This is a genomic window from Azonexus sp. IMCC34842, from assembly GCF_050368855.1.
GTDB classification, from domain to species: domain Bacteria; phylum Pseudomonadota; class Gammaproteobacteria; order Burkholderiales; family Rhodocyclaceae; genus Azonexus; species Azonexus denitrificans_A.
On record NZ_CP178449.1, the window covers coordinates 3,228,354 to 3,240,926 of the forward strand.

Below are 12,573 nucleotides of genomic sequence, written 5' to 3' on the forward strand. Positions count from 1 at the left end.
CCATGAGCAAGCTACCCAACTGCCCCCAGTGCAAATCCGAATTCACCTACGAAGACAGCAACATGTACGTCTGCCCGGAATGCGCCCATGAATGGAGCAAGGATGCCGGCGCCGACAGCGCCGAACAGGCCAAGGTCTGGAAGGACGCCAACGGCAACCTGCTGCAGGACGGCGACACCGTGACAGTGATCAAGGACCTGAAGATCAAAGGCTCGTCATCGGTCGTCAAGGTCGGCACCAAGGTCAAGAACATCCGCCTGATCGAAGGCGATCACGACATCGACTGCAAGATCGACGGCATCGGCGCGATGCAGCTCAAGTCGGAATTCGTCAAGAAGGTCTGATCCGGCCTTTTGTCGTAGCACCGGCCGGACGTCGCGCCTAACGCCTGACGCCGGCCGCCCACGCCTCGGACGCCGGGCGGACGATATCGATCCACGGCCCCGGGTAGATGCCGATCCCGACGATCATCACGATCAGGGCGACCAGCACCAGCCATTCACGCGGCCGCAAATCCTGCGCCTCGGCCACTTCGCGGCGCCGCACCGGACCGAAGAAAGCCTGGCGATAAAGCGCCAGGAAGGCGCCAGCGGCGATCGACAGGCCAAACAACGCCGCCATGCCGGCCCCCGTATGGCTTTGTAGCGCCGCCAGGATGAGCAGGAATTCACCGGGAAAGCTGCTCGTCCCCGGCATGCCGACGCCGGCCAGACCGCAGATCAGAAAACCGCTGGCGAGCAGCGGCATCGTTTTGGCCGCCCCGCCCAGCGCATTGATGTCGGTCGAGCCGGTGCGCTGGCGCAGGAATTCGAGCAGAATGAAGCCACCGCCGGTCGCCACCGAGAAGCTGAGCAGCAATGACACGGCGCCCTGCACGCCCTGGGCACTCAAGGCCGCCAGACCGAGCACGGCGAGGCCGACATGGCAGATGCTGGCGTAGGCCAGGCCGACGCGCAGATTGGTCTGGCCGAGCACGCCGACCGCCCCGTAGAGCAGCGTCACCGTGCCAAGCCCGGCGAGCAGCCAATGCAGATTCTGGGCGACGTCGGGGGCGAGCGGAATGGCGAAACGGATCAGTCCGAAGGCGCCGAGCTTCAGGCCGACCAGCAGCGCCGTCAGCGAGCCCGGCGCTGCCAGCGCAAAGCGCGGCAGCCAGGTGTGCAGCGGGACGAGCGGCACCTTGACGGCGAAACCGAGCAGGCAGAGCAGGAATACCGCCAGCTGCGTCGAACGCGGCAAGCGCACCTCGAGCAGCGTAATCAGGTCGAAGGTCGGCACCGGCTGGCTGCTGGCGAGCATGACGAAGGCGATCAGCAAGGGAATGCCGCCGGCCAGCATGATCAGGAAATAGCGGGCGGCGGCCTGCCGACAGCCAGCAGTGACACCCCAGCGCCCGAGCAGGAAATAGAGCGGAACCAGCGACAGTTCCCAGAAGAAGAAAAACAGCACGGTATCGAGGGTGCAGAAGATGCCCAGCGTCACCGTCTGAAACAACAGCAGCAGGCTGAAATGCAGGCGCGGCGCGTCGGGCACGCTGTTCCAGCCGGCCACCAGCGAGCCGAGGAAAAGCAGTGCCGTGGCCGGCAGGAAGAGCACTGAAATACCATCCACCGCCAACAGGTAATGAACATTCAGGCTGGCGATCCACAAGCTGCGCTCGACCAGCTGAAAGCGCGCCCCGGCCGGATCGTAGGCGAGCAGCACGGCGGTGCTCAGCAGCAGCGTCAGCAGCATGACCAGCGCCACCGCGTGGCGTACCGCACGGACCGGCAACAGCCACAACAGGAGCGCCCCGACTAGCGGCAGAAAGACGAGCAGCGAGAGCAGCGGCAGGCTCATCGGACGAACCTCGCGGCGGCCGCCTGGCTGGCCGTTTCGCTCAGACGCAGCCAGGGCTCGGTAAACACGCCGATGGCGACCATGGCGGCGAGGGCGATGCCGCAGACCAAATATTCCATCGGCAGTGTCTTGTCGACATCCAGCCCCCGGCCCGCCTTGTGCGGCGACAGGAAGGCGCGTTGGAAGGCCCAGAGCAGGAAACCGGCGGCCGCCACGTTGCCGAGCGCCGCGGCGACAGTAGACAAGGCGCCGAAGCTGTCGATGGCGGCTTCGAGCACCAGGTGGGCGGCATCGAAACCCGGTGTGCCGGGCATGCCGACGATGGCTAGGCCGAACACCAGGAAAGCGATGGCCAGGAAGGGAATGCGCTCGAACAGGCCGGACAGTTCGTGCAGTTCGGTCGTCCCGGTGCGGCGGAAGACGAAGCCGACGATGAACCACATGCCGGTCACCGCCAGCCCGAAGTTGGCGGCGAGCAGCACCGCCCCCTGGATGCCCGATTCATGCAGGCTGAAGACGCCGATCACCAGCAGGCTGGTATGGCTGACCACGGCGAAGGCGAGCAGCCGGCGCAGGTTGGTCTGCTGGAAGGCGAGCGCCGCGGTAAAGAAAATGCCGGCCATGGCGAAGCCGACGATGTACGGCTGCCAGTACTGCACCGCCGCCGGCGTCAGCGGCAGCACGAAGCGCAGCATGCCGTAGATGCCGACCTTGACGCCGACCATCAGGGCCGGCGCGACGGCGATCAGGCCATGCTGCGCCATGTTCGGCAACCAGCCGTGCAGCGGAAAGAGTGGCGTGCGCACGGCCAGCCCGTAGAACAGCAAGTAGAACGCCGCCGTCTGGAACTTGCCGACCGGCACCGCGCCAACCAGATCGAACAGGTCGAAGCTCCACCGCCCGCCGGTCGCCTCGGCATGGCCCCAGCCGAGCACCAGACAACCGGCGGCGAAGAGCAGCCAGCCGAACGACTGGTACTGGATGAAGCGCGACAGCGCATGGATTTCGGCGCGCGACGAGGCCCAGCGGCGCAGCAGATAGACCACCGCCCACAATTCGAGGGCCGAATAGAAGGCGAACCACGCCACGTTGAGCGTCAGCAACATGCCGACCAGCCCGGCCTCGGCGATCAGCAGCACCGCGTACAGACGGCCCGGCGAAATCATGCCGCGGCTCATGCCGTAGAGCATCAGCAGCAGCGTGAGCAGCGCCGTGACCAGCAGGAAGATCAGGCTGAGGCCATCGACCGCGACATGGTAGGCCAGCGGCGCGAAGCGTTCGGCCAGTTGCAGGGCCGGCTGCAGCGGATCGATGCGGCTGGTGGCGACGATGGCGAGCACCAGTTCGCCCAGCGCAAAGACCTTGCCGGCCACGACGGCGCTCGCCCGCTCCTGGAAGACGAAAACCAGCGCCGCGCCGAGCAGCGGCAACAATTGCAGCAGCACCAGCAAAGGCAGCCCGGACTGCTGCGCCCAGAAGATTTCGGAGAAGCCGCTCACAGGATCACCACGAAGGTCGCCATCACCGCCATCATCAGGTAACGCGGCTGTTCAAGCAGGTTTTCCAGCGTCCGCAGGTAGCTGCCGAGCTGATGCAGCAGCTTCTCGGCCGCCCCGCCCCGGCCGCGCAACAACAGCCGGTTCTCGATCTGCTGCAGCACGCCGGCCGCTGCCGCCAGCGCCCGGCCGGGCAGGCCATCGACAAGGATCAGCGGGCGTTCCGGATCGATCGGCTTGCCCCGGCCCGGCTCGCCGATGGCGCGGTCGATGAAGTTTTCCTCGAGGGCGCGCAGATCGCGGGCAAACGACTCGGTCGGATTGACGAACAGCGTCTGGGCCAGCTTGTCGAGCCACAGACGCTGCTGCGCCAGCGTATACAGCAGCTGATTGCGGCGCAGCCAGGCTGGCGGCGGGCCCGGCCGTTCCCGGGTAACGGCCAGCCAGGACGGGGCGAGCAGGAACTGCCAGGCGCGCCACGCGGCATGCAGGCAGAGGTGGGCCAGGGCCAGCGTCGACCAGCCGAGGCCGATTTCGATGAACATCAGCGCGACCTGGAAGACTGTGGCGAAAATCAGCGCCGATTTGACGTCGGTCTGGACCAGCCCGCACAGCCAGGCGTAGAGCGCCGTCAACACGCCGAGCACAACCAGCCCGGCCAGCACGTCGGGCGCCTGAACGAGCAACGGTTCGAGACGGAGCAGCAGGTAGACGCCGGCGTGCACCATCACCGCGCCGTAGAAGATGGCCGAGGACGGCGTCGGTCCTTCGAGCGCCCGGCTGATCCATGGCGTGAACGGCAGTTGCGCCGACTTGGCGAGGGCCGCCAGCGCGAAGCCGAGGGCGATCAGGCGGGCATTGACGACGCCGATCTGCCCGCTGCCGGCCAGCGCCGTCCACTCGAAGCTGCCCAGCCAGGCCGCGGCGAAACCAAGCGCCAGCAGGAAACCGGCATCGCCACCGCGGTTGGTGACGAAGACGAACAGCGCATTGCCGGTGGCCACCGGGCGCTGCCAGGCGTAGCCGATGAGCAGGAAGGAGGCGACGCCGCACATTTCCCAGCCGACGAAGGCCAGCAAGCCGTTGCCGGCGAGCAGCACGAGCTGGATGCCGGCCAGAAAGAAATTGAGAACGATGAAGTAGCGATGGAAGCCGGCTTCGCGATGCACATAGTTGGCGGAAAAGCGGACGACCAGCCAACCGATCAGGGCGACCAGGGTGGCCAGGGTCAGCGACAGGCCGTCGAGCAGGAAAGAGAAGGTGCCCTGCCAGCTGCCGCTGCCGAACCACACGGCGAGCACCCGGTGCCCGGGCAGACCGCGCAGCACGGCGAGAACATCGAGGGCGATCAGCAACGCCAGGCCGCCGAACGCGGCAACTGCCGACAGCCCGGCGGTCAGCGGCTCGGCGGCATCGCCGGCAGCGCGCCCGAGCAGCACGCGCAGGCCGATCAAGAGCGAGGCGAGCAGCGGCAGTCCGGGCACCAGCCAGACCCAGTCGGGGAGATGAACGAGCAGCGGCATCATCGGGCGGCTCCGAGCAGCAGGGCCGGCGCCAGCGCCTCGCTCGCGCCGGCGAACCAGTCGACCGAGCGCGCCACCTGCGGCAGCACCGCCTTGCCCGACCACGGCAACCAGCCGCGGCGCGGGCAGTAGTGATGGATGGCGCCGGAAAGCGGGTCCTTGGCGGCGAGAATGATCCAGGCGTTGTTGATCAATTCCTGCAGTTGCGGCTGGCGCTGCAGAATGGCGGTCAGCCGCTCGGGGGTCTGCTCGACGACGACCAGCAGACGCATCGGCTCGTGGATCTCGACCATCTGCCAGGGCAGACCGGTGCGCAGATCGGAATCGGCCCCTTCCATCACCCCGAACAGGCCGGTGATGTTGTGGGTGATTTTCGAACCGCAGCCGAAACGTTCGTTATCGACGCTGGAAAAATAATATTCGAGGGCAATGCCGGCCCCGACCGGTGCGGTGGCGAGCAGGATGCCTTCGACGATGTAGCCGTCGCAGTCGGTCGTCGGGTCGTAGGAAATCAGGAAGGTCCGGCGGTCGAGAAACAGGCCGCGGCTCATCTCGCGCCGGCCAATCAGGGCGGCGGCGTTGTTGGCGTGGCCGAGCTCCGGCCGGGCCTGGGAAATATCGTTGGCGCGGCCGATCACATGCCGGCTGGCCTGCCACGGCGACAAACGCGGCGGCGCCGAAGCCAGCCGGCGGCAGCGTTCGGCGGCATGGGCGCGGCAGGCTTCGCTGACCTGGCCGAGCAGCACATCGAGCGCCGCCTGGAAGCGCTCCGGCACCGCTTCGAGGTCGTACCACTCGATGCCGTCGTCGCAGGTATTGTGTTCGGCGGCAACGAACCAGGTGTTATCCGGAATGGCGATGCCGCGTTCAAGCAACGCCTGGCGCACCGGCGGGCGGTTGGCCATCGCCGCGAAGACCCGCGCATTCGGCCCGCCATGCCGGCCGGAGCAGGCGCCGCAGTCGTAGGCCGAGCGGTGCGGGTTGTTCAGGCTGGAGGAACCGTGGCCCAACATCAGGACCAGCGGCGCGAAATTGCCGGTCAGGCCGATCATCTGCAGGAAGGCTTCGACGCGGTCGACCTGCTCGTCGTCGCTAAAGCCGTGCTGCGGCTGTTCCGGCGTGGCCGGCCCGGCCTCCGCCGCGGTCAGCGCCAGGCCGGTCGCCGGCCGGCGATCGTGCAACTGGCGCCAGCGGCCGGCGGTTTTGCCGAACCAGCCGGGTGCCAGGCTGGCCGCGCTCAAGGTGAGCAAGGCCGGCAGGCCGGCCAGCGCGGTCAACAGCGGAGCGCCGAGCGGCCGGCGGCGGGTTGCCTGATAGAGCCGTTCGCGCCAGCGCAGCCGGCTGTCGCGCCGGGCGGTATAGCCGGCAAAGGCCGACTCGCGGCCGGCCAGCGGCTGTTCGCGGACGAGATGAGTCGGCTGCACGACGACCGGACAGAGGGCCGAAGGCGCCCCGTCGTCGGCCCCCTGCCAGTACATGACCACGCCGAAAAAGCCGGCGGCGCCGTAGGTCGCCACGGCCGGGGCGATTTCCTCGAGATACCGGCGGGTGCCCTCCTCACGGTCGTCCATGCACAGCACCACCTGTGCCGATGGCGTCGGCACCACTTTTTGCCGGGGATGGTTGGTGGCCAGTGCGGTGAAGAGCTGCTCGCGGTAATGGCGCTCATAGGCCAGCAGCCAGATCTGCCCGCGCTGCAAGCCGTCCAGGCTGGCCGCGCAGTCCAGCACGGCGGCGGCTTCTTCGCAGCTCAGCGTCGCCAGATCGGCCGGCGTCATCGCCAACTGGCGGCACAGCGCAGCCAGCCGCCAGGCGTTGGCCGTGGCGGCCGCGTCGTCGGGGCAGGCGGCGATCGCCTCGGCCAGCGCCCGCCAGCTTTCCTCGCGGCCGCTATTGCCGGCGCGGACCCGATGCGCCGCCTCGTTCTGCAATTGCTCCGGCAAGGCCCGACGGCGCAGGGCATCGCGGACGAAAAACTCGGCCGGACTGGCGGCATAGTAGGCGCGCAGCTCCTCGAAACTCATCGGGACGCCGGTCAGCCGGCACATCAGGTCTTCACAGAGCATGCGCTCGAGCAGCACGCGCACGGCCAGGTAATCGAGCATGGCGACCGGCGTGCCGTCGCCGCGCCCCGGGTGGCGGTCGCGCCAGAGGAACATCCCGGACCAGCCGGGCAATTCCAGGCTGAGACGTTCGAGATAGCCGTACCAGAGATGTTCTTCCGGAATCAGCCGGGCCAGTTCCTCGATCAGCACGTCGAGCGGGTCGTCGCCCAGATGGACGATTTCGTCGCGCACATTGGGCAGCTCCTCCAGCTCCCAGAACATGTCCAGCCCGGCGCAGGCCCGCCAGGCGGCGAAAAACCCCTGCGCCTGCCGCGGATTACGCCAGGCGGCGACGCCCAGATCGAGATGGGCGGCAAGCTGGCGCTGCAGAATGCTGCGTACCTGTTCCAGCACATCTTCACCGCTCAGGTATTCGAGCAGGCTGCGCAGCGTCCAGTCCACGCCGACGCGCTGGCACAGGCCGTCCCAGGCAGTCAGTGCGGCCGGCTCCCAGTCGGTGGAGTGAGTGTCGGCCATGCTGGCAAGCCCGGCGGTCAAGGCCCGGCACTGGGCAAAAACCGGGTCGTCGGCCAGCCCCTGCTCGCGCGTCAGCCAGTCGAGGCGGGCAGCGCCCGGCGTTTCCGGAGCGGCCAGCAGACTGGCCAGCAGCACGTCGCGTCGGCTCAGGGCGCGCATCACCGGCTGCTCGAGTTCCGCGACGCCCGCCTCGACGAGCGCGGCGAGCAGATCGTCATCGTCGATCCGGCCGGCCGCGTGGCATTCGCGAAAGCGCGCTTCCGGCCAATAAGTCGTCGCGCCGGTCAGTCGCTGGGCGGCGGCCAGGGCTTCCGGAAAGGGCAGATACTGAAAGCCGTGCAGCGTGTTGTGATGGACGAATTCGCGAATCGGCGCCTGGGCCGGCAGCACATGGCTCAGATGCTCGACCCAGTGGGCCAGGCGTTGGCGGATCGGCAGTTGGTCGGCGGCGCTCATCTCAGGTCCCGAACCGACGAGCGACCTGGCCGACGCTGCCGGCGACCAGTTCGAGCAAGGGCGCCGGCCAGATGCCGAGGACCAGGATGCTCAGGGCGAGGATGCCGGCGGCGGCCGATTCGGTGCGCGTCATGTCGGCCAGCGGCATGGCCGGCCCCGGCAGGCACAAACGGCCGATGACGCGCAGGCTGTAGGCGGCGCCAACCAGCATCGCCAGACAGACGAACAGGATCCAGCCGCCCCAGCGACCGTAGCCGCCGACCAGCGCATGAAGCTCGGCAATGAAGCCAGCGCTGCCCGGCAGGCCGATCGCCGCGAGCAGCGCAAAGGCCGTGAAAAAGGCGAAGCGCGGCGCCTGGCCGAGCAGCGAGCCGTAATCGGCCAGATCGCGACTGTGCGTGCGCTGGTAGAGCAGGCCGACGATCAGGAACAACAGGCCGGCGGTCAGGCCGTGCGCCACCATCTGCATCAGCGCGCCAGTCAGGCCGGTGACATTAAGCGAGGCGATGCCGAGCAGCACGATGCCCATGTGCGAAATCGACGAATAGGCGACCATCGCTTTCAAATCCTGCTGCCGCCAGGCGAGGATGCCGCCATAGAGCAAGCTGATAAAGGCGAGCAGCGCCAGCCAGTCCTGGGCGGCCAGCAAGGCGGCGGGCAGCGTTTCGGCGGCGCGGATCAGGCCGTAGGCACCCATCTTGAGCAACACCCCGGAGAGCAGGATGGAGACCGGGCTGGGCGCTTCGACATGGGCCAGCGGCAGCCAGCCGTGCAGCGGAAAGACCGGCATCTTGACGCCGAAGCCGATGAAGAAACCGGCGAAGATCAGCAATTGCATCGGCAGAGGCAAACCGCGCCCGCCGGCCGCCATGTCGGCCATCGCGAAACTGTGGCCGGGCGCCGCGTCATAGAGAAAGAGCAGGGCGACCAGCATGAACACCGAACCGCCCAGCGTGTAGAGAAAGAAATTGAGCGCCGCGCGCTGGCGATTCGGGCCGCCCAGCCGGTCGATCAGGAAGAACAGCGGGAGCAGCGTCGCTTCCCAGAAAACGTAGAACAGCGACCAGTCGCGGGCGGTGAACACGCCGAAGATCGCCGACTCGAGCAGCAGGACCAGCGTGAAGTAAAGGCGGGCACCGTCCTCCATGCGCCGCGAGACGAGCACCGCGATCAGCGTCAGCAGCGCGCTCAACAACACCATGGCCAGGGAAATGCCGTCGACGCCAAGGGCGAAATAGGAACCCAGCCGGACATTCCAGGCCCGGCTATCGAACATCTGGACGGCCGGTCCGGCCGGATCGAAGCGCCCGGCCAGCCACAGGGCATAGCCGAGCGCCGCCAGCGCGAACAGCATCGCCACCTGCCACAAGCGGACGGCCCGGCGTACCGGCAGCAGGGCGACCACGGCCGCCCCGGCAACGGGCATGAAGACCAGCACTTTCAGCACTCCCCGACCCCTCCCCCGGAATGCCCCACCCTGTATATTTTCATAGCGCGATTATGCCAGCGCCACAGGCCTTCTTGACAACGGCAAGCGGTATCCCGCGGCAAGCGCGGCAGCGCCAGCCGGTTTGACAGGGTCCGTCGGCTTGACTAAATTCAACGTTTCCCCACCCCCGACCAAATCATCATAAGGAGATCACCATGGCCGTTCTCGTAGGCAAGCAAGCCCCGGACTTCACCGCGACTGCCGTTTATGGCAACAACGAAATCAAGGAACTGAAGCTGTCCGACTTCAAGGGCAAGCCGGTTGTCCTGTTCTTCTACCCGCTCGACTTCACCTTCGTCTGCCCGTCCGAACTGATCGCCTTCGATCACCGCCTGGCCGAATTCAAGCAGCGCGGCGTCGAAGTGATCGGCGTCTCGATCGATTCGCCGTTCACCCACCTGGCCTGGAAGAACACCGCCATCAAGGATGGCGGCATCGGCCAGGTCGGCTACCCGCTGGTCGCCGACCTCAAGCACAGCATCTGCCGCGCCTATGACGTCGAACTGGAAGGCGAAGGCGTGGCGCTGCGCGGCTCTTTCCTGATCGACAAGACCGGCGTGGTGATGCATCAGGTGGTCAACATGCTGCCGCTCGGTCGCGACATCGACGAAATGCTGCGCATGGTCGATGCACTGCAATTTTTCGAAGAGCATGGTGAAGTTTGCCCGGCCGGCTGGAACAAGGGCAAACCGGGCATGACGGCGACCACCGAAGGGGTCGCCGCCTACCTGGCAAAAAATGCCAAGAAACTGTAAATAAAGCTTATTTTTCACTCCGGCGAAAGCCGATGGCAAAACCCCGACGACTTCAGCAGTCATCGGGGTTTTTTCTGCTGTAACTTTCGCCAATTACCGGCTAGAATTTGGTAAATTTGCAATTTCGGAAATCACAGATCATCATGGCCGAACCTGAATTCCTAAGTACCCGACAAGCGGCAATGCGCCTGGGGGTTTCGCTTGGCACCGTGCAGAACATGGTCGAAGGCGGCTCCCTTGAGGCCTGGAAGACGACCGGCGGACACCGCCGCATTCCGGTCGCCTCGGTCGAGGCCCTGCTCTCCCGCCGGCGGAGCATGACGCCGAGCACCCAGGAAAGCGCCAACCAGCTGGACATCCTGATCACCGAGGACGACCCGACGATCCAGATGCTCTACCAGTTGACCATCGACAGTTGGGAGTTGCCGCTCAAGCTGCGCATTGCCGGCAATGGCTTCGACGGCCTGTTACTGGTCGGCGAACGGGTTCCCGACATTCTGATTGCCGACCTGATGATGCCCGGCATGGATGGCTTCGAGATGGTGCGCCACTTGCGCACCAACCCGGCCCTGTCGCGGATGGACATCATCGTTGTCAGCGCGATGGACCGGGCCGACATTGAGGAAAAAGGCCTGCCCAGAGACATCACGATCTTTGGCAAACCGATTCCTTTCCACGAAATCAAGGGCTTCATCCTCGGCCGCCTGGCGGCCCGTAAACGCCCGGCATAATGCCGCCGGCAACTGCTTTGACGCCGGACGGACACAGCGATGACAGTGTGCGAATCGGTAGCGTATGATCTGCCGCAACATCCGCCCGTTAGTGGCGGGTGATAAAAACTAAAGCAGTGGAGATGAGACATGGGTTTCTTTGGAAATGGCGCAGCGCTCGCCAAGATTGATCGCGACATTACGGACATCGCCGAGGGCACGGCGGATCTTTCGCACAGCGTCGGCGCCCCGGGCAACGACGCGGCCGGACGGATATCGGCCAACATCAACCGCTTTTTCAGCCGGGTCCGCGGCCTGATAGGGCATGCCCGGGAAGGCAGCGTCAGCATCGCTGCCGATGCCGCCCGGATGAACCATCTGGTGCAACTGACCGGCGATGCCGTGCGGCGCCAGGAAAAGCTGGCCGGCGACATCTTTGAATCGAGCAACCGGGTCAATCACGCGGTCGGCGAAGTGGCGATGAACTCCGACGCCATCCAGGCCTCGACCCAGAACAATCTCGATCTCGCCCAGCGTTCGCTGGAACAGATGGAAACCGTCGCCTCGACGATGCGCTCGACCAACGAGCATATCGAGCACTTCTCATCGACCGTCGGCGAACTGCATTCCAGCTCAATGAAGATCAACGAAATCGTCCAGTTGATCAACGACATTTCCGACCAGACCAATCTGCTGGCGCTCAACGCGGCCATCGAAGCCGCCCGCGCCGGCGAGGCCGGCCGGGGCTTTGCCGTGGTCGCCGACGAAGTGCGCAAGCTGGCCGAAAAGGTCAAGACCGCCACCCAGGTGATCGGCCAGAACACCCAGTCGATGATCAACCTGGTCTCCGACACCTCGGAAAAAACCCAGACCATCGTCGGCGAAGTCACCCGCGCCAACGGCTACATCGAAACCTCGGCCGCCGACCTGACGACGATGGTCGGCGATTTCAAGCGGACGACCGAACAGCTGTCGAGCATTGCCGGCGCCATCTACAATCTGCGCGAAAGCAACCAGACCATTCATCAGGAAGTCGAGGAAATCCGCAATCACTCGGTGGACATCTCCGGCCGCATGAAGCAATGCCTCGATTCGGCCAAGACCCTGCGCGAATCGACTGAAGACCTGCAATGCACGCTGGCCGACTTCCGCACCGGCAACAGCGTGTTCGACACCCTGCACGACAAATGCACCGGCTTCCGCGATGCGGTCGCCGCCCTGCTGGCCAAGCTGGCCGACCGGGGCATCAATGTCTTCGACCAGAGCTACAAGGAAATTCAAGGCTCCGATCCGAAGCGCTACACCACCGCCTACGACGCTCAGTGCGACGGCGAATTGACCCGCCTCTACGACGATCTGCTGCGCGACGTACCGGGCCTGGCCTACTCGCTGGCCGTCGACAACGGCGGTTACGCGCCGGCCCATAACGGCCAGTTCTCCAATCCGCCGAGCGGCGATCCGGCAATCGACCTGGTCAAATGCCGGCACAAGCGCATCTTCAACGACCCGGTCGGCCTGAAACTGGCGAAGAACCAGAAATCATCGCTCTTCCAGACCTATGTCCGCGACACCGGCGAAATCTTCAACGATCTGTCGATGCCGATCGTCATCGGCGGCCGTCACTGGGGTGCCGTGCGCATCGGCTTCAAGAGCGACATGGTGGTCAAGGACAAGCGCTAGCGCCTGCCGCGCCAGCTTCCCGTCAGACCAAAGCGAGGGGCCG

The 12,573-nt window shown here is 65.9% G+C and carries 9 protein-coding genes; 4 read left to right on the top strand and 5 right to left on the bottom strand.

Annotation, left to right across the window (positions count from 1 at the left end; genetic code table 11):
* Window positions 1-2: 2 nt before the first annotated feature.
* The gene (locus ACLIKD_RS15285) at window positions 3-344 is read left to right on the top strand and encodes a zinc ribbon domain-containing protein YjdM (RefSeq protein WP_428825734.1); all 342 of its coding nucleotides are present in this window, start codon (window positions 3-5) and stop codon (window positions 342-344) included.
* 37 nt (window positions 345-381) lie between these two features.
* Here the strand turns inward: ACLIKD_RS15285 and ACLIKD_RS15290 are convergent, their stop codons facing one another.
* The 5 genes from ACLIKD_RS15290 to ACLIKD_RS15310 are packed head-to-tail and all read right to left on the bottom strand — an operon-like array spanning window position 382 to window position 9,343.
* Window positions 382-1,839 (bottom strand): complex I subunit 4 family protein, encoded by a 1,458-nt coding sequence (locus tag ACLIKD_RS15290; RefSeq protein ID WP_428825735.1) that lies wholly within the window; start codon window positions 1,837-1,839, stop codon window positions 382-384.
* Window positions 1,836-3,338: a complex I subunit 4 family protein gene (locus ACLIKD_RS15295; protein ID WP_226417102.1), complete on the bottom strand. Its 1,503-nt coding sequence runs from the start codon at window positions 3,336-3,338 to the stop codon at window positions 1,836-1,838. Before ACLIKD_RS15295 ends, ACLIKD_RS15290 begins: the two co-directional genes overlap by 4 nt.
* On the bottom strand, window positions 3,335-4,861 hold the full coding sequence (locus ACLIKD_RS15300; protein WP_428825736.1) for a proton-conducting transporter membrane subunit: 1,527 nt from the start codon (window positions 4,859-4,861) through the stop codon (window positions 3,335-3,337). The genes ACLIKD_RS15295 and ACLIKD_RS15300 overlap by 4 nt, the downstream gene beginning before the upstream one ends.
* Window positions 4,858-7,896 carry a DUF2309 domain-containing protein gene (locus ACLIKD_RS15305; protein WP_428825737.1) on the bottom strand — a complete coding sequence of 1,013 codons (3,039 nt, stop codon included), beginning with the start codon at window positions 7,894-7,896 and terminating at the stop codon, window positions 4,858-4,860. The genes ACLIKD_RS15300 and ACLIKD_RS15305 overlap by 4 nt, the downstream gene beginning before the upstream one ends.
* A gap of 1 nt (window position 7,897) precedes the next feature.
* Entirely contained in the window at window positions 7,898-9,343 is a 1,446-nt protein-coding gene (locus tag ACLIKD_RS15310) for a complex I subunit 4 family protein (protein ID WP_428825738.1), read from the bottom strand.
* A 197-nt stretch (window positions 9,344-9,540) separates the two neighbouring features.
* Here ACLIKD_RS15310 and ACLIKD_RS15315 point away from each other — a divergent pair, with 197 nt between their 5' ends.
* From ACLIKD_RS15315 to ACLIKD_RS15325, 3 genes are all read left to right on the top strand, one after another.
* Window positions 9,541-10,140 carry a peroxiredoxin gene (locus ACLIKD_RS15315; protein ID WP_226417106.1) on the top strand — a complete coding sequence of 200 codons (600 nt, stop codon included), beginning with the start codon at window positions 9,541-9,543 and terminating at the stop codon, window positions 10,138-10,140.
* Window positions 10,141-10,283: 143 nt separating this feature from the next.
* Entirely contained in the window at window positions 10,284-10,871 is a 588-nt protein-coding gene (locus tag ACLIKD_RS15320) for a response regulator (RefSeq protein ID WP_226417107.1), read from the top strand.
* Window positions 10,872-11,000: 129 nt separating this feature from the next.
* Window positions 11,001-12,530: a methyl-accepting chemotaxis protein gene (locus ACLIKD_RS15325; protein WP_428825739.1), complete on the top strand. Its 1,530-nt coding sequence runs from the start codon at window positions 11,001-11,003 to the stop codon at window positions 12,528-12,530.
* The last annotated feature ends 43 nt before the right edge of the window (window positions 12,531-12,573 follow it).